Here is a 20,467-nt window from a genome sequence, read left to right on the forward strand (position 1 = left end):
GCATTGCTCCGCGCCTGCGGAACGACGCAGCCTTGCAAGGCTGCGTTCCCTCCAGGCACCAGGACACGAACTCGAGCATTGCCGGTCGTTTACCGCTTCAGCTGCGACAGGTCGCGCACGGCGCCGCGGTCGGCGGAGGTGGTCAGCGCGGCGTAGGCACGCAGCGCCTGCGAGACGGCGCGTTCACGGTTGACCGGGTGCCAGGCGGCGGCGCCCTTGTCTTCCATCCTGCCGCGGCGGTGGGCCAGTTCCTCGGCCGTCACGCGCAGGTTGATCGTGCGGTTCGGGATGTCGATGTCGATCATGTCGCCCTCTTCCACCAGGCCGATGGCGCCGCCTTCGGCCGCTTCCGGCGAAGCATGGCCGATCACCAGGCCCGAGGAGCCGCCGGAGAAGCGGCCGTCGGTGAACAGTGCGCAAGCCTTGCCGAGGCCCTTCGACTTGATGTACGACGTCGGGTACAGCATCTCCTGCATGCCCGGGCCGCCCTTCGGCCCTTCGTAGCGGATGATGACGACGTCGCCCGCATGCACGGTATCGCCCAGGATCCCTTCCACGGCCGCGTCCTGGCTTTCGAACACGCGCGCCTTGCCGGAGAATTTCAGGATGCTTTCATCCACGCCGGCCGTCTTCACGATGCAGCCCTTCTCGGCGATGTTCCCGTACAGGACGGCCAGGCCGCCATCCTGCGAATAGGCATGTTCGCGGTCGCGGATGCAGCCGGCCGTACGATCCAGGTCGTTGGCCTCGAAACGTTCCGATTGCGAAAACGCCGTCTGCGTAGGCACGCCGCCCGGCGCGGCGCGGAACAATTGATGTACAGCCTGATCGTCGCTGCGCTTGATGTCGTATTTCTCGATCGCTTCGCCCAGCGTCTTCGAGTGCACGGTCGGCAGCGACGTATCGAGCAGGCCGGCGCGCGCCAGCTCGCCCAGGATGGCGATGATGCCGCCGGCGCGGTGCACGTCTTCGATGTGGTACTTGTCCGTCATCGGCGCGACCTTGCACAGGCACGGCACGTTGCGCGAAATGCGGTCGATGTCGGCCATCGTGAACGACACTTCCGCTTCGTGCGCGGCAGCCAGCAGGTGCAGCACGGTGTTGGTGGAACCGCCCATCGACACATCCAGCGCCATGGCGTTTTCCCAGGCGGCCTTGCTGGCGATGTTGCGTGGCAGGACCGAGTAATCGTCCTGCTCGTAATGGCGCTTGGTGATCTCGACGATCATCCGGCCGGCGCGCAGGAACAGTTCCTTGCGGTCCGAGTGGGTTGCCAGGATCGTGCCGTTACCCGGCAGCGACAGGCCCAGTGCCTCGGTCAGGCAGTTCATCGAATTGGCGGTAAACATGCCGGAGCAGGAACCGCACGTCGGGCAGGCCGAGCGCTCGATTTCCGCCACGTCGGCGTCGGACACGGTCGCGTCGCCGGCCTTGATCATCGCATCCACCAAATCCAGCTTGATGATCTTCCTGTCGGAGTTGACGACCTTGACGACCTTTCCCGCTTCCATCGGCCCGCCGGAGACGAAGATGGTCGGGATGTTCAGCCGCATGGCGGCCATCAGCATGCCGGGGGTGATCTTGTCGCAGTTGGAGATGCACACCATCGCATCGGCGCAGTGCGCGTTGACCATGTACTCGACCGAATCGGCGATCAGGTCGCGCGACGGCAGCGAGTACAGCATGCCGCCGTGGCCCATGGCGATACCGTCGTCGACGGCGATCGTGTTGAATTCCTTGGCGACGCCGCCGGCGGCCTCGATCTCGCGCGCCACCATCTGGCCCAGGTCCTTCAGGTGCACGTGGCCCGGCACGAATTGCGTGAACGAGTTGACGACGGCGATGATCGGCTTGGAAAAATCGCCATCCTTCATGCCGGTGGCGCGCCACAGCGCGCGGGCGCCGGCCATGTTGCGGCCCTGGGTGGTGGTATAGGAACGGTAGGTTGGCATGACGATGTCTCCTCAGACTTGTAAAAAGGGCAGCAACTGACGACGCAACTGACAGCAAGGAAATGTTGGCAAAAAATGTTGGCAACTTCTGCACACGCGCACGCATGCGCGGAGGCGCGAAAGGGCATCAGCTTGCGCCCGCCGGCATCAGTTGTCAAATATATGATTTAATGCGCTGTGAGAGCCTGGAGATATCACTGAACATGAACATCGAATTGCGCCAGCTGCGTTATTTCGTCACCGTGGCCGAGGAGCTGCACTTCGGCCGCGCGGCCAAGCGCCTGCACATGACGCAGCCGCCCCTGTCGCAGACCATCCTCGCGCTGGAAGACATGCTGGGCGCCGCCCTGTTCGACCGCAACCGCCGCGGCGTGGCGATGACCGCGGCCGGCGACGCCCTGCTGCCGGAAGCGCGCCGCCTGCTGGCCCAGGCGGGCGAACTGCCGGGCCTCGTCAAGCGCGCGGCATCGGGCGCCACCGGCAAGCTGGTGCTGGCGTTCGTCTCGTCGGCCGACTACAGCGTGCTGCCCCCTTCGCTGCGCGCCTACCGTGCCGCCTTTCCGCAGGTGCAGATCACGCTGCAGGAAGCCACCTCCGACCTGCAGCTGGAAGAACTGCTGCACGGCCGTGTCGATGCGGGCCTGCTGATCCCGCCGCTGCCGGACAAGGCGAAAGCGGAACTGGATTACCTGCCGGTGCTGAACGAGCCCCTGATCCTGGCCTCGCCGGCCAGCCTGCCCGAATTGCGCGGCAAGCACGAAGCCGACCTGGCGGCGCTGCCGCCACTGCCGCTGATCATCTTCCCGCGCGCGATTTCGCCGGGCCTGTACGACGCCATCCTGGCCGTGTTCCGCGCCGCCGGCATCACCCCCGTCATCGGCCAGGAAGCGATCCAGATGCAGACCATCGTCAGCCTGGTATCGGCCGGCATGGGCATCGCCCTTGTGCCACAATCGGTCTCCAACCTGCGCCGGCCGGGAGTAGAATACCGCCCGCTGGCGCAGGCCACCCCGCTGGTCGAAACGGGCCTGGCCTGGCGCCGCGACAATACTTCCCCCGTCCTCAAGGGCTTCCTGGACTTGATGAGAAAGAGACTCTGATGCTGATTCACCCGATGCCCGATCCCGTCGCCCTGCAGCTCGGCCCGGTGGCGATCCACTGGTACGGCCTGATGTACGTGCTGGCCTTCGCGCTGTTCATCGCGCTGGGCCGCGTGCGCATCCGGCAGCCGCACATCGCCGCCCTGGGCTGGAAGAACCACGACCTGGACGACATGCTGTTCTACGGCATGCTGGGCGTGGTGCTCGGTGGCCGGCTGGGCGAAGTGATCTTCTACCAGCCGCACCTGTTCGCCACGCCGCTGGAAATCTTCAAGGTCTGGCATGGCGGCATGAGCTTCCATGGCGGCTTCATCGGCGTGCTGATCGCGATGTGGTTCTGGGCGCGCAAGGCGAAGCGCAACCTGCTGGACGTGTACGACTTCATCGCGCCGATGGTGCCGCTCGGGTATGCCGCCGGGCGCCTCGGCAACTTCATCAACGCGGAACTGCCGGGCCGCCCGGTGCTGGACCCGAACCTGCCCTGGGCGATGATCTGGCCGAACGTGGATGCGCTGCCGCGCCACCCGTCGCCGATCTACCAGATGCTGGTGGACGGCATCCTCGTGTTCATCATCCTGTGGCTGTTCGCGCGCCATGCCCGTCCGCGCCTCGCGGTGGGCGCCATGTACACGCTGCTGTATGGCTGCGCGCGCTTCTTCACCGAGTACTTCCGCACGCCGGACTGGGAAATCACCGTGCTGGGATTGCCGGTCACGTCGGGCCAGGTGCTGTCGCTGCCGATGATCGTGGCCGCCATCGCGATGCTGGTGTGGTCGTACCGGCGCAATACCTACGGCGCGGCGCCGGCGCACGCGTAGCGCATTGTCGCCGCATGCGCAGGCCGGCACGCCTGCGCCGCCAGTCTTCCGGCTGGCGCTTCAGCCGATCAGCTTCAGTATGAAGCGCCACTCATCCGCTTCCACCGGCATCACGGACAACCTGCTGCCCTTGGCCAGCAGGCGCATGTTCTCCAGTTCGGGATGGCTGCGCAACTCCTTCAGCTCCACGTAGCGCCCCTGCTTCACGGCCCTGACGTCGATGCCGGTCCAGCGCGGGCTTTCCTGCGTGGCCTTGGCGTCGTAGTACGGGCTGGCCGGATCGAACTGCGTGGCATCCGGATACGGCGTGCTGGCGATTTCGGCGATGCCAGCGATACCCGGTACCGCGCAACTGGAGTGATAGAACAGCACGCCGTCGCCGACCTGCATGGCGTCGCGGATGAAGTTGCGGGCCTGGTAATTGCGCACACCGTACCAGGACGTGGTCTGGTTCTTCGATGCGAGCACGTCGTCGAAACTGACGTCGTCGGGTTCGGACTTCATCAGCCAGTACTGTTTCGGCATCTGCCTTGCTCCTGACGTGAAAACGGCGGGCGTGAATGATCGAACGTAAAAAAGCGGGACGTAAAAAAGCGGGACGTAAAAAAGCGGCTGCGCACCTTCCGGTGCCACAACCGCTTTCAGTACTTCATATAGGGCCCCGCCTGTGCCGTCATGCCGGCATCCTGAACCTAACGGTTCAAGGCGGCCACAGTCAGTTCAACTTCGGGTTCATCGGACTAGCGACGCTCACACCCGCCGAACAATGTTCCGCGACCTATGCGTGTTAATGGTTCAAGGAATATATGGCACTTCTCGAACACCGCAGGGTAGGACGCAGTTTACTCCTCAAACGCCGTCAGGGAAAGTCCTATCGTGCGTCAGAAGAGATTTTCCTGCGGGGTCAGCGCGCCGTCGAGCACCCGGTGCATCGCGGCGATCTTGTGCTGTACTTCCAGCAGCGAGATCTCCGACAGCGGGCCGGCCGGCGCCTTGGCCGTCAGGAATTCGGCGGCCATCGACAGCGCGGCCATCACGGCGATACGGTCGTTGCCCTTCACCTTGCCCGTGTCGCGGATGGTGGTCATTTTCTTGTCCAGCAGGGCCGCCGCTTCGCGCAATGCGCGTTCCTCGCCGTCCTTGCAGACTAGGCGATACGACGAACCCAGGATATTGACGTCCACGTTGCTCATGACTGGAGGTCCTCTTGCTCGGGGGTTGCCGTTTCCAGCGGAGGGATATGTTCCAGCAGTGCCGACACGCGCGCATGCGCTTCGGCCAGGCGCTTCTGGTATCCCAGGTTTTCAGCCACCAATGCGGCATTGGCCTGGCGCAGCTGGGCGTTTTCACGCCGCAACGACAGCGCCAGCTCGGCCAACTGCTCGATCTTGTCGGAAAGTTCTTGGAAGTCTGCAATCATCCCGCCACTATAGGGCGGCGCGATAACGTGGTCAACCGAATCGGGACGGTTCTTTACTTAATTACATCTTAATGGCAGAACGCCGCTACAAGGAAGGCGGGCGGGATAGCGGATGAGGTGGCGGATGAGGTAGCCGGTGAAATGGCGGACGAGGTGGCCCATGACATGACCGATGCAGCAGCAGAAGTAAATAGGCGCAGAAGTAAGTAGTAGCCGAAGTAAGTAGTAGCCGAAGTAAGTAGTAGCCGAAGTAAGTAGTAGCAGAAGCAAGTAGCAGAAGTAAGTAGCAGACGCAGGTAGCCGACATGCATGCCGCCGGATGGCGGCATGCCAGGAATGCCGGGCCAGTCAGGTGACCGTGCCCAGCGCCAGCAACAGCATGGCGCCAGCCAGCACGCCCAACGCCGCGCCGGCGGCCACGTTGATCGCCACACGCACCCATTCCGGCGCATGCAGGTCTCTGGGGAATTTCGTCTGGAACATCGCAGCCTCCGTAGACAATGCAACGTTTAATGCTTGCAATCCCTGCAACGTTAATACAGTGCAACGCTTATGAAGTACAACCTGATGCCGTGCAACCTGATGCAGTACGTCAATGCACGTGTGAAGAATGCTTCCGAATGCGAACGGACAGTGTGCACCTCCGGCGAAGCTTTGTCAAAACACAAACGGGGCTTTCCGGCCTCCCGCTGCGAGCGCTACCGCCGATAGAAATTTTCCCAATATGAATTCTCTTGAAATCACTTAGGACCATCCCTATAATTGTTGGCACTCGTTAGTCGAGAGTGCTAACAACGAATCAACCTCACTGTACACATAAGGAGTTTTGTATGAACCTTCGCCCTTTGCACGATCGCGTCATCGTCAAACGCCTGGACCAGGAAACCAAGACCGCATCCGGTCTGATCATCCCTGATGCCGCCGCCGAGAAGCCGGATCAGGGTGAAGTGCTGGCAGTGGGCAACGGCAAGGTTGCCGACAATGGCACGCTGCGCGCACTGGAAGTGAAAGTCGGCGACCGCGTCCTGTTCGGCAAATACTCCGGCCAGGCCGTCAAGGTCGATGGCGAAGAGCTGCTGGTGATGCGCGAAGAAGACATCCTGGCGATCGTCAACAAGTAATCGGCCGACCCCTTACATAGAATCTGGAGATTTCCAACATGGCAGCTAAAGAAGTGATTTTCGGCGACGCAGCGCGCGCCAAAATGGTTGAAGGCATCAACATCCTGGCCAACGCGGTCAAGGTCACCCTGGGCCCGAAAGGCCGCAACGTCGTGCTGGAGCGCTCGTTCGGCGCCCCGACCGTGACCAAGGACGGTGTCTCGGTCGCGAAAGAAATCGAACTGAAGGACAAGCTGCAGAACATGGGCGCGCAGATGGTGAAGGAAGTCGCATCGAAGACTTCCGACAACGCCGGCGACGGCACCACCACCGCGACCGTGCTGGCACAAGCCATCGTGCGCGAAGGCATGAAGTTCGTTGCCGCCGGCATGAACCCGATGGACCTGAAGCGCGGCATCGACAAGGCCGTCGCCGCCACCGTCGAAGAACTGACCAAGATCGCCAAGCCATGCACCACCTCGAAGGAAATCGCCCAGGTTGGCGCGATCTCTGCGAACTCCGACTACTCGATCGGCGAGCGCATCGCTGAAGCGATGGAAAAAGTGGGCAAGGAAGGCGTCATCACCGTGGAAGACGGCAAGTCGCTGAACGACGAGCTGGACATCGTGGAAGGCATGCAGTTCGACCGCGGCTACCTGTCCCCGTACTTCATCAACAACCAGGAAAAGCAGGTCGCTGTCCTGGAAAACCCGTTCGTCCTGCTGTTCGACAAGAAGATCTCGAACATCCGCGACCTGCTGCCGGTACTGGAGCAAGTGGCGAAAGCCGGCCGTCCGCTGCTGATCATCGCCGAAGACATCGAAGGCGAAGCGCTGGCGACCCTGGTGGTCAACAACATCCGCGGCATCCTGAAGACCTGCGCAGTGAAGGCTCCTGGCTTCGGCGACCGCCGCAAGGCCATGCTGGAAGACATCGCAGTGCTGACCGGCGGCCAGGTGGTGGCTGAAGAAGTCGGCCTGACGCTGGAAAAAGTCACGCTGGCAGAACTGGGCCAGGCCAAGCGCATCGAAGTGGGCAAGGAAAACACGATCGTCATCGACGGCGCTGGCGAAGCTGCCGGCATCGAAGGCCGCGTTCGCCAGATCCGCGCACAGATCGAAGAAGCGACCTCGGACTACGACCGTGAAAAACTGCAGGAACGCGTGGCCAAGCTGGCCGGCGGCGTTGCCGTGATCAAGGTTGGCGCTGCCACCGAAGTCGAAATGAAGGAAAAGAAAGCCCGCGTGGAAGATGCACTGCACGCTACCCGCGCTGCCGTGGAAGAAGGCATCGTTCCTGGCGGCGGCGTGGCCCTGCTGCGTGCCCGCGCTGCGCTGACCGTCAAGGGCGACAACCCTGACCAGGAAGCCGGCATCAAGATCGTGCTGCGCGCGATGGAAGAGCCGCTGCGCATGATCGTGCAGAACGCCGGCGAAGAATCGTCGGTGGTGGTCAACGCTGTCCTGGGCGGCACCGGCAACTACGGCTACAACGCCGCCAACGGCACCTATGGCGACATGGTGGAAATGGGCGTGCTGGATCCGGCCAAGGTAACCCGTTCGGCACTGCAGAACGCCGCATCGATCGCCGGCCTGATGCTGACGACCGACTGCATGGTGGCGGAAGTGGTGGAAGACAAGCCAGCCGGCGGCATGGGTGGCATGGGCGGCATGGGTGGCATGGGCGGCATGGACGGCATGATGTAATCATGCGGTAACTGCCGGCTTCGGCCAGCTGCACCTGAAAAGGCTGCTTCTTCGGAAGCAGCCTTTTTTACGTCAAGGTCGCCTGGAAAATGGGGATGTACCGCTTACGAAAATCCGGGACGGAGCCTAATGCCGCTTAGATAAGTCCACCCCAAGTGCAAATTCCGGGGTCAGACCCGGCGGGTCTGACCCCAGCCCTTCGCTGTTGGGGTGAAAGCATGCGCTTCCAACGTATCGGGTAACGCTTAACTTAGCGGTATCAGGGACAGACCCTGTTTTTCGGGAAACTTCCTCAAAAACAGGGTCCGTCCCGGATTTTGGCGTCGATGCGACCGCATAACGCTCGACGCGACCGGGCTTCGACACACCCCTTCCCGGCTCCGCAAACAACAACGGCCGCCGAAGCAGCCGTCGATGACGTCACGGGAAGCGCGTCATGGAAGTACGCGAATCATGTTCGCAGGCTCAGGGCCGCCGTCGCGCCAGCCCGGCGCCCACGGCGCTGCCGAGGCCGACACCGAGGCCGATGCCCATCGCGAAATTGCCCATTGCAACACCGATCGCGCAGCCGATCGCTGCACCCAGGCTGATACCGAAGCCAACATAGCGCCCGGTGCGGTCGTCCGGTTCCATATCCATCTTGCGTCTCCTGTTCCGTGGTTGTTGTGGGACCAATATACACCCGGTTTTCGTTCTCTCTGCTGTTTTTTTAAGCGGATCGTCCCGCTTGAACAACGTTTTCAAACTGCCGGGTTATGCGGTTTTGCGTTGCATCAAAGCTCACTTTTCACTCCCGAACCATGGCCCCGGCGGGGCCTCGCGAAGGGGCGGATGGTGCACCGCAATGCTTGCGTGCGCCTGCCGCCCGGCCATCGACTTATCATTTTTGCTTGACTAATCGAGCGAGAACGACATGGCAGATACGGTGGGCGACTTCCTTTTGCAACGCCTCGGCGAATGGGGCGTGCGGCGCGTGTTCGGCTATCCCGGCGACGGCATCAACGGCATCATGGGTGCGTTCGGCCGCCAGGAAACGATCGAATTCATCCAGGTACGGCACGAGGAGATGGCCGCCTTCATGGCCACCGCGCACGCCAAGTTCACTGGCGAAGTGGGCGTGTGCCTGGCCACCTCCGGCCCCGGCGCCGTGCACCTGCTCAATGGCCTGTACGACGCCAAGCTCGATCACCAGGGCGTGGTGGCCATCGTCGGCCAGCAAAAACGCATGTCGATGGGCAGCGACTACCAGCAGGAAGTCGACCTGCAGGCGCTGTTCAAGGACGTCGCGCACGAATACGTGCACATGGCCACCGATCCGGCCCAGGTGCGCCACCTGATCGACCGGGCCTTCCGCATCGCCAAGGAAGAACGCGCCGTCACCTGCCTGATCTTCCCGAACGACGTGCAGGAGCTGGCCGCGGTGCCGAAGCCGCCGCGCGAGCACGGCACCGTGGTCTCGGGCATCGGCGCCCTGACCCGCAGCCACGTGCCGCCGCAGGCTGCGCTGCAGCAGGCCGCGCGCATCCTCAACGAAGGAAAGAAAGTCGCGATCCTGGCCGGCGCCGGCGCGCTGCACGCCACCGACGAGCTGATCGAAGTGGCCGACATCCTCGGCGCCGGCATCGCCAAGGCGCTGCTGGGCAAGGCCGCCGTGCCGGACGACCTGCCCTTCGTCACCGGCACCATCGGCCTGCTCGGCACCAAGCCCAGCCACGACATGATGAACGACTGCGACACGCTGCTGATGGTGGGCTCGAACTTCCCGTACAGCGAGCACCTGCCGAAGGAAGGCCAGGCGCGCGGCGTGCAGATCGACATCGACGCGCGCCGCGCCAGCGTGCGCTACCCGATGGAATTCAACCTGATCGGCGATTCCCGCGAAACGCTGCGCGCGCTGATCCCGCTGTTGCAGCGCAAGACCGAGCGCCAGTGGCAGGACGACATCCGCGCCAACGTCGAGCGCTGGTGGCGCGTGCTGGAAGGCCGCGCGATGAACGAAGCCAATCCGATCAACCCGCAGCGGGTGTTCTGGGAACTGTCGCCGCGGCTGCCGGACGACTGCATCATCGTCGGCGATTCCGGCTCGGCCACGAACTGGTACGCGCGCGACGTCAAGATCCGGCGCGGCATGATGACCAGCGTCTCCGGCGGCCTGTCCACGATGGGCTGCGCGGTGCCGTATGCGATCGCCGCCAAGTTCGCCCACCCGGAACGCCACGTGATCGCGCTGGTCGGCGATGGCGCCATGCAGATGAACGGCATCAATGGCCTGATCACGATCGCCAAGTACTGGCAGCGCTGGGGCAACGGCAAGCTGGTCGTCATGGTGCTCAACAACCAGGACCTGAACCTGGTCACGTGGGAAGAGCGCGTGATGGGGGCCAACCCGAAATTCGAAGCGTCGCAGGTCATGCCCGATTTCCCCTACGCGCAATACGCCGAGCTGGTGGGCCTGAAAGGCATCCGCATCGACAGCGCGGATGCCGTGGCCGCCGGCTGGGAAGCGGCGCTGGCATCGGACCGGCCGTGCGTGCTGGAGATGGTGACCGATCCGCACGTGCCGCCGCTGCCGCCGGACGTGCCGGCCAAGCAGGCCGCCGCCTACTTCAAGGCCTTGCTGAAGGGCGACCCGGACGCGCTGGCCACCGTGCGCGCCAGCATCAAGGAAACCTGGGAGGGATGGTTCCCGCCGAAGAAAGATTGATCCCGCGAGCGGCATCGTGGCGTGCATTCGATTGGCGCTGTGCAAAGAACGCCTTTCGATTACCATGTTCGCCACATGGACACGAAAAACCGCACGAGCAAATCCTCCCATCTTCCCGCCCTGGCCGGCACGCTGGCCGGGCTGCTGGCCGCCGCGCTGGGCGCGTGGTACCTGTATCCGCAGCACGTGGGGCCCGGCACCGGGCCGGCGCGGGTACCTGTCGCCGCCCCTGCCACCGCCTCCCCTGCGTCACCCACTGCTTCCGCCCCTGCCCCCGCTGCCGCTTCGGTCGCAGCGACGCAGCCCGGGCAGCCGCTGACCAGCGAGCAGGCCGTGGCCCGCCTGATGGCGCTGCCCGAACTGCAGGCCTGGGCACAGCGTATCGAGAAGGCATCCGGCGGCGCGGTGCGTGGCGCCGTGATCCCCTTCGACCCCGCGCCGCGCACGGTGAACGGCAGGCAGTATCACCAGCTCAGCTTTGTCGAGAACCGGCCGGAAGCGGCCGTCACGTGGCAAAGCTTCCTGGTCGGCGTGGCCGATGGCGAGATCCTCGTCGACGATGACGAATCCCTGTTACCGCTGGCGCGCTGGCGCACCGAACAACGACCGATGGAACGGGCCGCGCGCTGACCCGGCCATCACCGACCACCATGGAGCCACCGATGTACACGCTGTATTACTCCCCCGGCGCGGCCAGCCTGGCCGTGCATGCCGCGATCCACGAGACCGGCGCGGACCATCAGCTGGTCAACGTCGACCTGGACGTGCCGCGCACCGACGACTACCTGCGCCTGAACCCGCAGGGTACCGTGCCCACGCTGCTCATCGACGGCGTCGCCCACCGGGAGTCGGCCGCCCTGCTGATGCTGCTGGCCGAGCGCCATCCGGAAGCGAACCTCGCCCCCGCGCCGGGTGCGCCGGGCCGCGCCGAATGGCTGCAGTGGACCGTGGCGCTGGCCACCTCGCTGGGTGGGCCGTTCAGGCACTGGTTCTACCCGCAGGACCTGGGCCGCGATACGCACGACGAGGCCAGCCGGGCGCCGGTGCGCCGCACGCTGGAAGCCGGATTCGAACGCATCGCGTCGCACCTGGCGGCGCATGGCCCCTACCTGCTGGGTGAGCAGTTCAGCTCGGCCGACTACCAGCTGTGCATGTACATGCGCTGGTCGCGCGCCATGCCGAAGCCCGCCACGGAATGGCCGGAACTGGACCGGCTGGCGCGGCTGGTCATTGCCCGCCCCGCATGGCGCAGCGCGGTCGCGATGGAAAAATTGCGCGGCTGGCAGCTTGATGGCGACCAGTGACAGTACAATGACGCCATGTTCAAGAAACTCATTGCCGCGTTCTCGTCGCGCCGGCACGCTTCCGCTGCCCAGCCCTACAAGCAGGACGAACTGAACCTGATGTACCAGCTGCTGTTCTGCGACGATCCGCAACTGGTCCAGCAGGGGCCGGAACCCGCATCGCTGTTCGGCACGGCGCCGGATCCGCGCGTGGTGCAGACCATCGGCGAAGATCCGGCCGAGGAAAGCCGCGTGCGGCTGCTGGCCTGGCAATGGCTGCGCGCCGCCGGCCAGCCGGTTGCCTCGCGTGAATTGCTGGGCGTGGTCGTCGAAGTGCCGCTCGAGGGCGGGCTGGACGTGCTGGCCGCGTATGCCGACGGCACCGTGCGCTACATCCACCATACCGGCCGCGTGGCCGTCTTCGAAGGCGCGCCGGACAACGTGGCCCAGCAGGGCAAGCTGCTGGTGCACGCGGCCATCCCGCTGGCGTCGGCCAAGGGGCTGGCGAAACACCGCGCCGCCCCGCCGGTGCTCGGCAACCTGCGTTTGTCGCTGCTGGCCGCGGATGGCCTGCATGTGCGCGACGGCACCTTTGGCGACGTGGACCGCGACAAGCTCGCATCGCCTGTCCTGAAACAGGCGCAGCGCCTGCTCGACATCGTCGTCAGGCAGGGCTCCTGACCGCCGGGGCGCCGGGCACTTCCCGCACCCGCCCCACCCACCACCAGGTAAACAGCGACAGGCCGGCGGCCAGCCAGCCGTTCAGGCCGTAGCCGCTGATGTGGCCGTCCGCATCCGTGTGCAGCCACAATCCGCCCAGCAGCGCGCCCAGGCCCGTGCCGACCTGCTGCACGGCCGCATTGGCGCTGAGGAAGGCGCCGCGGCGCCGCGGATCGGGCACCGTCGTCATCAGCGCCTGCAGCGGCACGTTGCGGCCGTTCATCGCCACCATGAAGAACGGGAACAGGCATACCAGCGCGACCAGCGGCCAGTGCGCCGACAGTTCCGGCAGGTGCGTGATCACCAGGATCGGCACCACCGAGAACAGCACGAAGATGCGGAATACCCGGTGCCGGCCGGCGCGGTCCGACCAGCTGCCCACGAAGCGCGAGCTGAAGAATGCCGCCACCCCGCCCGCCATGTAGATCCACATGATATCGCCCGGCCGTACACCCAGATTGCCGACCAGGACCGGCGAGATGAACGGAATCACCAGCATGCCGTTCAACATCGTCACGAATGTCAGCAGGAAGGCGCGCAGGTGCTCCGGCACGCTGAACAGCGCCAGCAGTTCCGGCAGCGCGCGGGCTGGCGCAGAGTGCCGGTCGAGGTGGGCCGTCAGCGGCGGCAGCACGAACGCGGCAAGGCACCAGATCGCCATCGACGCCGCCACCAGCAGGTAGAACGGCGATTGCCAGCCGAAGCGGGCCGCCAGGCCCACGCCCAGCGGCACACCCAGGATCGCGGCCATCGAGAACGACGTCATCACGACGCCGGTCGCGTAGCCGCGCCGCTGCGGGGCGATGAGGTCGCCGATGATCGCCATGCCGATCGCGCCCAGCACGCCGCCGGTCAGGCCGGCAAAGGCGCGCGACAGGACCAGCACGTGGAAATTCGGTGCCATCGCGCAGGCCAGGTTCGACAGGTTGAACAGGAAGAACACCGTCAACAGCATGCGCTTGCGGTCGAAGCGGTCGATATAGGTGGCGGCCAGCAGGCCAGACAGCCCCGCGCACCACGCGTAGGCCGACACGGCGCCGGAAAATTGCGCCGGGCTGATGGAAAACGCCGCCATCAGCTGCGGCGACAGCGGCATCATGACCATGAAGTCCATGATGACGGTGAACTGGGTCAGCGCCAGCAGCCACAGTACGAGCCGCTCGCGCGCCGGGGCCAGGCTGCCCGCGGGAGGAGGAGAAGTGGTCATTCTTGTTTTTCTTTCCGGGGCGGCGCCAGCGCCGCCCCTGCCGGTTGGTCGGATGCCGCTTTGTCCGATGCCGTATCCTTACGCCAGCTGGCGGATCTCGTCGGCCGCACGGCGCAGGATCGCCGCGATCTGGTCGGCGCGCGCCGGCGGAGCGGCCGGATCGCGGCCCTTGTCGATCACCGCGGCCTTCAGCTCGTGCATCACCGAGCGCAGGCTGTCGCGGTTGCCGGCGTGCGGCTCGGCCAGGCGTGCCATCAGCGCATCGACCATTTGCCGGTTCTCGTCCAGGAAGGCCTGCCCCTCGGGCGTGATGGAATGCAGCTTCTTGTTGCCTTCGCTGCTGATGGAGACGTGGCCCATGTCGTACAGCATCGCCATCAGCGGATAGATCGCCCCCGGGCTCGGCGCATAGCCGCCACCGACGCGGCTCTCCAGCTCCTTGATGATTTCATAGCCATGGCGCGGCTTTTCCGCGATCAGCTGCAGCACGACATAGCGCATCGCGCCCGCATCGAACATGCGTGGCCCCCTGCCGCCAGGGCCGCCGCCGTGCCCGCCGCCGCCACGGTGCTGGGGGTGTTCGTGGGAACGGGGGCCATGGTGCCGGGATTGATGGAACATGTGGAACATGTGAAGTCCTTAAGATATATCGCAATAAGACATATCTTAAACCATCTGCGATATATCGCAAGAAGTTTTTATGGCACGGCCGGATTCCAATGCTGCGCCGGCCGGCAGGCGTTTCCGGTATGGTTGGCGCATTGCCGCGGCAGGCATCGACTCATGCCGCGGCGCAATGAAACCAACCGCACAGGAGGATGTATGCGCAAGATGATCATGATGGCGATCGCCGGCTTTATCTGGAAGAAGGTGCAGGCAAGGATGCACCGGGTGCCCGCGCAGGGCGCGCGCCGCCGCTACTGACGCGGAGGGCAAAAAAAAACGCCGGGGCAACCCGGCGTTTTTTCGTTGGGCGGTACTGGTCAGCTGTCCAGGTGGGAAATCAGCAGGCGCGAACCGCTCGCGGCGCCCTTCCCTTCCAGCACCAGCGCCTTATTCTGCGAGTCGAGCGAAATGCCCACGGTGAGGATGTCGATCAGCAGCAGCTGCAGGATGCGCGAAATCATCGACAGGAACGTAGTGCTGTCCTCGCTGTGGTCGACCGCCAGGCACACGCTGGCCTTCTTGGCCAATGGCGACTGGCTGGTGGTGATGGCGATGACATCGGCGCCCGCCGCGCGCGCCGTGTCGACGGCATCGAGCAGTTCCGGCAGCCGGCCGGAGTTGGAGATGGCGATGACCACGTCGCCCGGCTGCAGCAGCTCGGCCGCCAGCGACAGCAGGTGCGAATCGCCGTACGACGCGGTGGGAATGCGGAAGCGGAAGAACTTGTGCTGCCCGTCCAGCCCCACCACGCGCGAATTGCCCATCGCGTAGAACTCCACCTTCTTGGCCTTTGCTACCAGCGCGATGGCGCGGTCGATGGCGCGCACGTCGAGCTGGTCGCGGAATTTCAGGATCGCCGACACGGTGTTGTCGACCACCTTGGCCGACAGGTCGTGCGTGCTGTCGCTGTTGCGCACCTGGCTGTGGCGCACCGGGATCGCGCCCGTCAGGCTGCTGGCGAACTTCAGCTTGAAGTCGGCCAGGCCCGTGAAGCCCAGCGAGCGGCAGAAGCGGATCACGGTCGGCTGCGACACTTCGGCCAGCCGGGCGATATCGGCGATGGGTTCGTTCAGCACGAGGCGCGGCTGTTCGAGCACCAGTTGCGCCACGCGCTGTTCGGCCGGCGTCAGCTCGCGCAGCAGCGTCTGCACGCGCTCCATCAGCGTGTTGGCGCCGCTGCGCCCGCGCAGGTGTTCGGAAAGGATCGTGGCCACGCCGTAGAACGCCGGGTTCGGCGTGGTGATCACGTAGGTGGGGATCTCCGCCAGGTAGGACGAGAAGCGGCCCTTGGCCTCGAAGCGGGTGCGGAACGGCGAAGCGCGGAACCACTCGCCCATGCGCGGCACGATGCCGCCGCCGATGAAGATGCCGCCGAAGGAGCCGAGCGTGACGGCCAGGTTCGCGGCCGCGCCGCCCAGCATCGCGGAGAAGCACTCGAGCACCTCGATGCACAGCGCATCCTTGTCCTTCAGGGCGCCGGAAATGATCTGCTGGGACGTCAGGTCGCGCACGTGCAGGCCGTTGCGGCGGGCCAGCGCACGGTAGATGATTTCCATGCCCGGGCCGGAGATCAGGCGCTCGTTCGACACGTGCGACCAGGTCTGCCACGCGTACTGCAGGATCGCGTATTCGCGTTCGTCGGCCGGCGCGAAGTTGTTGTGGCCACCTTCCGAACCGAGGGTCACGAAGCCGTCGACCGTGGGGATCACGCCCGAGCAGCCCAGGCCCGTGCCCGGACCGAGCACGCCGATGACGGAGTTGGCCGCCGGCGCGCCGCCGCCGACCTGCATCAGGTCGGTCGGCTTCAGGCCCGGGATGGCCATCGCCAGCGCGGTGAAGTCGTTCACCACCAGCAGCGTGTGCAGGCCCAGTTCGCGGCGCACTTCGTCGGTGGAGAACTGCCAGTCGCGGTTCGTCATCCGGATATAGTCGCCGTGCACCGGATTGGCCAGCGCCAGCGCACCGTGGTTCAGGTTGATGCCGGGATGGTCGGCGAGATAGCTGCGCAGCAGCGGAACGATGCCGGTGTAGTCGTCGCATTGCAGCACACGCACGGCCTGGTATTCGCCTGGTGCCGTCTGCAGCGCGAAGCGCGCATGCGTGGCGCCGATGTCGGCCAGCAGCCGCGGGCCGTCGGCAAATGCGGCGCGCCCCAGTTTCTGTTCCACTTCCACTTGTCTCATCTCGCTCTCTTTTTACGTGTTGCTTCGCTCATGCGGGCGAGGTCGCAGCATACCCGAAACGGGCGCGCCGAAAAAGCCGGCGCGCCCGCCGGAAGGTTCAGCCTTCGTAGCCGTACCACCCGCCACAGGCCGGCAGCCTGGCGATGCCATCGACGATCTCGCCCGGCAGCCCCGCTTCGCCGAGCTTCTGCGCGCCCCTGGCCTGCGGCAGCGCGAACGTCACTTCATTGCCGCCCAGGTTGAACACGCACAGCACGGCGCGCTCGCCGGGCAGCGTGCGGCGGAATGCCAGCACCGGCCCCGGCGCTTCCAGGAACTCGATATCGCCGCGCGTAAGCTGCGGCATGGTGCGGCGCCACGCGATCAGCCGGCGCGCGAAATTGAGCGGCGATGCCGGATCCGCTTCCTGCACGGAAGCCGCCGCCGCGATGTGCTCCGGCGCCACCGGCAGCCATGGCTTGCCGCTCGTGAAACCGCCGTTGTCGCCATCGGTCCAGGCGATCGGCGTGCGGCAGCCGTCGCGGCCCTTGAACTCGGGCCAGAACGTGATGCCATACGGGTCCTGGATCAGCTCGTACGGCACGTCCACTTCCGTGAAGGCCAGCTCGTCGCCCTGGTACAGGCACGGCGTGCCCTTCAGCGACAGCTGCATGGCCAGCGCCACCTTTCCGAACGCCACAGGGTCCTTGCCGGCGCCCCAGCGCGTGGCCACGCGCGGCACGTCGTGGTTGCCCACCGACCAGGACGCCCAGCCATCGCTGACGCGCCGCTTGAAGTCTTCCACCTGCGTGCGGATGTGGCGCGCCGAATGGTCTTCGGTCAGCAGGTTGAAGCTGTAGGCCATGTGCAGCTTGTCGCCACCGGCCGTGTATTCGGCCATGAACGCCAGCGCATCGTCGGCTCCCACTTCGCCGATCGACACGGCGCCGAATTCGTCCAGCACCCGGCGCACGCGCTGCAGGAACGGCACGTTCTCGGGACGGCACTTGTCATACACGTGCGCCTGCATGCCGTACGGGTTCACGTCGGTGACGGTCGACGTGTCGCGCACCGTGGCCGGCGGATTGCTGCGCAGTTCCTGGTCGTGGAACTGGAACGTCACGGCATCGAGCCGCACGCCATCCACGCCGCGCTGCAGCCAGAAGCGCAGGCTGTCCAGCATCGCCTGCTGCACTTCCGGATTGTGGAAGTTCAGGTCCGGCTGGCTGGTGAGGAAGTTGTGCATGTAGTACTGCTTGCGGCGCGAATCCCACTGCCACGCCGAACCGCCGAAGATGGACAGCCAGTTGTTGGGCGGATTCCCGTCGGGCAGCGGGTCGGACCACACGAACCAGTCGGCCTTCGGGTTGTCGCGGCTGCTGCGGCTTTCCACGAACCACGGATGCTGTTCCGAGCAATGGCTCATCACCTGGTCGATCATGATCTTCACGCCCACCGAGTGCGCCTTGGCGATCAGCCGGTCGAAGTCGGCCAGCGTGCCGAACATCGGATCCACGTCGCAGTAGTCGGCGATGTCGTAGCCGAAGTCCTTCATCGGCGACTTGAAGAACGGCGAAATCCAGACGATGTCCACGCCCAGCTTCGCGATGTAGTCGAGGCGGTCGGTGATGCCATTCAGGTCGCCGATGCCGTCGCCATTCGTGTCGAGGTAGCTGCGTGGGTACACCTGATAAATGATGGCTTCCTGCCACCAGGTCGCGCTGGTTGGCTGCGTGGAGTTGGTCATGAAGGTTCCGATGAAAGTTGACGGGGTAATGTAGATAATATACAGCAACGGTATGAATAGTTCAACGGATCGGAGTGACGACGTAGTCAGGCGTCATCCATATAAAACAATGACTTACCGTGCAACTGTCCGATAATTTCCACACGCTACCGTAGTCAAACTACAGCATCGCCAAAGCCGGCCCTTTTGACAGGGCAGACCCGGCCATTGCCAGCCCTGGCCGATTCGGCATAGCATCGCGTCCATCCACAATTCGAGAAGGCTATCCATGGCAAACGCCACCCACGAAGCAGGCTACGGCCCGCTGCCGCGCCAGATACCGTACATCATCGCCAACGAAGGGGCCGAACGCTTTTCCTTCTATGGCATGCGCAATATCCTGACGCCATTCCTGATCAGCACCCTGCTGCTGTTCGTCCCCCTGGAAGACCGTGCCGGCGAGGCCAAGCACGTATTCCACACGTTCGTCATCGGCGTGTATTTCTTCCCGCTGCTGGGCGGCTTCCTGGCCGACCGTTTCTTCGGCAAGTACAACACCATATTCTGGCTCAGCCTCGTGTATGTCATTGGCCACGCCTGCCTGGCGATCTTCGAGGACAACCTCACAGGCTTCTACTGCGGCCTGTTCCTGATCGCACTGGGCGCGGGCGGCATCAAGCCGCTGGTGGCCGCGTTCGTCGGCGACCAGTTCGACCACACCAACAAGAAGCGCGCCAAGGTGGTCTACGACGCGTTCTACTGGATCATCAATTTCGGCTCGTTCTTCGCGTCGCTGCTGATGCCGCTGTTCCTGAAGAACTACGGCCCCGCCGTGGCATTCGGGATCCCCGGACTGCTGATGGCGCTGGCGCTCCTCATCTTCTGGATGGGGAACAGGAAATACGTGCACGTGCCGCCGGCGCCGCCCAGCCCCGATTCGCTGACGCGGGTGTCGCGCACCGCCCTGCTGGCGAAACAGCCCGGCCAGGGCCGGCCCGGCCTGGTGGTGGCCGGGCTCGGCGCGGCGGGCGCCGTGGCGTCGCTGCTGATGTCGTTCTCGTGGGGCTTCGTGATCGCCGCCTGCACGGCGCTGGTACTGCTGCTGGCCGGCTGGGGCATCGGCACCGCGATGCAGCTGGAGCGCGCGCGCGGCCATCATCCGGATGCGGCGGTGGAAGGCGTGCGCGCCGTGTTGCGCATCCTCGTCGTGTTCGCGCTGGTCACGCCGTTCTGGTCCCTGTTCGACCAGAAGGCATCGACCTGGATCGTGCAGGCGAATACGATGACCAGCCCGGTCATCAACCTGCTGGACTGGGAATTCCAGCTGCTGCCGGCGCAGATGCAGGCCGTGAACCCGGCGCTGGTGATGCTGCTGATCCCGTTCAACAACCTGGTGATCTTCCCGCTGTTGAGCAAGCTCGGCCTGGAACCGACCGCCCTGCGCCGCATGACGGCCGGGATTGCCTTCTCGGCCTTTTCCTGGCTGGTGATCGGCTGGATCCAGGTCTCGATGGATGCCGGCACGCCGATGTCGATCCTGTGGCAGCTGGCGCCCTACGCGCTGCTGACGATGGGCGAGGTGCTGGTGTCGGCCACCGGCCTGGAATTCGCCTACAGCCAGGCGCCCGCATCGATGAAGGGCTCGATCATGAGCTTCTGGACGCTGGCCGTCACCGTCGGCAACCTGTGGGTGCTGATCGTCAATGCCAGCGTGAAGAACGACGCGGTGCTGGGCCATATCGGCGAGACCGGGCTCTCCGTCATCGCCTTCCAGATGTTCTTCTTCGCCGCCTTCGCCATGCTCACGGCGCTGGCGTTCGGGCTGTACGCGCGGCGCTACAAGATGGTCGACAACTACCGGGCCAGCGCCGCCGTGGCCTGATCGACATCGACCGTGGCCGAT

At 64.8% G+C, this 20,467-nt stretch carries 19 protein-coding genes and 1 other RNA gene; 9 read left to right on the forward strand and 11 right to left on the reverse strand.

Translation table 11 applies throughout. The features are described 5' to 3' along the window. Positions 1 to 89: 89 nt before the first annotated feature. Complete coding sequence (ilvD, locus tag OU994_RS27230; protein ID WP_131144204.1) at positions 90 to 1,952, reverse strand: dihydroxy-acid dehydratase; 1,863 nt, start codon at positions 1,950 to 1,952, stop codon at positions 90 to 92. 203 nt (positions 1,953 to 2,155) lie between these two features. Here ilvD and OU994_RS27235 point away from each other — a divergent pair, with 203 nt between their 5' ends. Continuing rightward, on the forward strand, positions 2,156 to 3,052 hold the full coding sequence (locus OU994_RS27235; protein WP_281608455.1) for a LysR family transcriptional regulator: 897 nt from the start codon (positions 2,156 to 2,158) through the stop codon (positions 3,050 to 3,052). Next, positions 3,052 to 3,870 carry a prolipoprotein diacylglyceryl transferase gene (gene lgt, locus OU994_RS27240; RefSeq protein WP_281608456.1) on the forward strand — a complete coding sequence of 273 codons (819 nt, stop codon included), beginning with the start codon at positions 3,052 to 3,054 and terminating at the stop codon, positions 3,868 to 3,870. The genes OU994_RS27235 and lgt overlap by 1 nt, the downstream gene beginning before the upstream one ends. Positions 3,871 to 3,930: 60 nt before the next feature. Here the strand turns inward: lgt and OU994_RS27245 are convergent, their stop codons facing one another. From OU994_RS27245 to OU994_RS27265, 5 genes are all read right to left on the reverse strand, one after another. After that, positions 3,931 to 4,395, reverse strand: coding sequence for an EVE domain-containing protein (locus OU994_RS27245; RefSeq protein ID WP_281608457.1), 465 nt, complete (start codon positions 4,393 to 4,395; stop codon positions 3,931 to 3,933). A 129-nt stretch (positions 4,396 to 4,524) separates the two neighbouring features. Next, positions 4,525 to 4,705: non-coding RNA, 6S RNA (gene ssrS / locus OU994_RS27250), on the reverse strand. Positions 4,706 to 4,751: 46 nt separating this feature from the next. After that, positions 4,752 to 5,063, reverse strand: a complete 312-nt coding sequence (locus OU994_RS27255; RefSeq protein ID WP_131144200.1) for a cell division protein ZapA — start codon at positions 5,061 to 5,063, stop codon at positions 4,752 to 4,754. Next, complete coding sequence (locus tag OU994_RS27260) at positions 5,060 to 5,290, reverse strand: hypothetical protein (protein ID WP_131144199.1); 231 nt, start codon at positions 5,288 to 5,290, stop codon at positions 5,060 to 5,062. Before OU994_RS27260 ends, OU994_RS27255 begins: the two co-directional genes overlap by 4 nt. A gap of 348 nt (positions 5,291 to 5,638) precedes the next feature. Next, a complete protein-coding gene (locus tag OU994_RS27265) occupies positions 5,639 to 5,773 on the reverse strand; it encodes a hypothetical protein (RefSeq protein WP_259772414.1) in 135 nt (44 codons plus the stop codon). Positions 5,774 to 6,120: 347 nt separating this feature from the next. Here OU994_RS27265 and groES point away from each other — a divergent pair, with 347 nt between their 5' ends. Both groES and groL read left to right on the forward strand, forming a co-directional pair. Continuing rightward, positions 6,121 to 6,411, forward strand: a complete 291-nt coding sequence (groES, locus tag OU994_RS27270; protein ID WP_130187819.1) for a co-chaperone GroES — start codon at positions 6,121 to 6,123, stop codon at positions 6,409 to 6,411. Between the two features lie 38 nt (positions 6,412 to 6,449). Next, positions 6,450 to 8,096, forward strand: a complete 1,647-nt coding sequence (gene groL, locus OU994_RS27275; protein ID WP_130187818.1) for a chaperonin GroEL — start codon at positions 6,450 to 6,452, stop codon at positions 8,094 to 8,096. A 465-nt stretch (positions 8,097 to 8,561) separates the two neighbouring features. On the opposite strand, the gene OU994_RS27280 is transcribed toward groL, so the two are convergent. Next, entirely contained in the window at positions 8,562 to 8,735 is a 174-nt protein-coding gene (locus tag OU994_RS27280) for a hypothetical protein (protein ID WP_165497569.1), read from the reverse strand. Positions 8,736 to 9,009: 274 nt separating this feature from the next. Between OU994_RS27280 and OU994_RS27285 the strand changes: the two genes are divergently transcribed. From OU994_RS27285 to OU994_RS27300, 4 genes are all read left to right on the forward strand, one after another. After that, a complete protein-coding gene (locus tag OU994_RS27285) occupies positions 9,010 to 10,800 on the forward strand; it encodes a thiamine pyrophosphate-requiring protein (RefSeq protein WP_131144198.1) in 1,791 nt (596 codons plus the stop codon). Positions 10,801 to 10,875: 75 nt separating this feature from the next. After that, entirely contained in the window at positions 10,876 to 11,430 is a 555-nt protein-coding gene (locus OU994_RS27290) for a hypothetical protein (protein WP_281608458.1), read from the forward strand. Positions 11,431 to 11,462: 32 nt separating this feature from the next. Then, on the forward strand, positions 11,463 to 12,104 hold the full coding sequence (locus OU994_RS27295) for a glutathione S-transferase family protein (protein ID WP_131144197.1): 642 nt from the start codon (positions 11,463 to 11,465) through the stop codon (positions 12,102 to 12,104). 15 nt (positions 12,105 to 12,119) lie between these two features. After that, positions 12,120 to 12,764, forward strand: coding sequence for a hypothetical protein (locus OU994_RS27300; RefSeq protein WP_281608459.1), 645 nt, complete (start codon positions 12,120 to 12,122; stop codon positions 12,762 to 12,764). On the opposite strand, the gene OU994_RS27305 is transcribed toward OU994_RS27300, so the two are convergent. The 4 genes from OU994_RS27305 to OU994_RS27320 form a co-directional block, all read right to left on the reverse strand. Next, the gene (locus OU994_RS27305) at positions 12,748 to 14,010 is read right to left on the reverse strand and encodes an MFS transporter (protein WP_281608460.1); all 1,263 of its coding nucleotides are present in this window, start codon (positions 14,008 to 14,010) and stop codon (positions 12,748 to 12,750) included. The genes OU994_RS27300 and OU994_RS27305 overlap by 17 nt on opposite strands. A gap of 78 nt (positions 14,011 to 14,088) precedes the next feature. Beyond that, a complete protein-coding gene (locus OU994_RS27310; RefSeq protein ID WP_281608461.1) occupies positions 14,089 to 14,640 on the reverse strand; it encodes a PadR family transcriptional regulator in 552 nt (183 codons plus the stop codon). Positions 14,641 to 14,993: 353 nt separating this feature from the next. After that, entirely contained in the window at positions 14,994 to 16,859 is a 1,866-nt protein-coding gene (locus tag OU994_RS27315) for a glucokinase (protein WP_281608462.1), read from the reverse strand. A gap of 97 nt (positions 16,860 to 16,956) precedes the next feature. Further along, positions 16,957 to 18,585 (reverse strand): alpha-glucosidase family protein, encoded by a 1,629-nt coding sequence (locus OU994_RS27320; protein WP_281608463.1) that lies wholly within the window; start codon positions 18,583 to 18,585, stop codon positions 16,957 to 16,959. Between the two features lie 268 nt (positions 18,586 to 18,853). Between OU994_RS27320 and OU994_RS27325 the strand changes: the two genes are divergently transcribed. After that, positions 18,854 to 20,446 (forward strand): oligopeptide:H+ symporter, encoded by a 1,593-nt coding sequence (locus OU994_RS27325; RefSeq protein WP_281608464.1) that lies wholly within the window; start codon positions 18,854 to 18,856, stop codon positions 20,444 to 20,446. Positions 20,447 to 20,467: the final 21 nt, after the last annotated feature.

Origin of the sequence: Pseudoduganella sp. SL102, from assembly GCF_027856995.1 — a bacterium.
In the GTDB taxonomy this organism is placed as follows: Bacteria; Pseudomonadota; Gammaproteobacteria; order Burkholderiales; family Burkholderiaceae_D; genus Rugamonas; species Rugamonas albidiflava.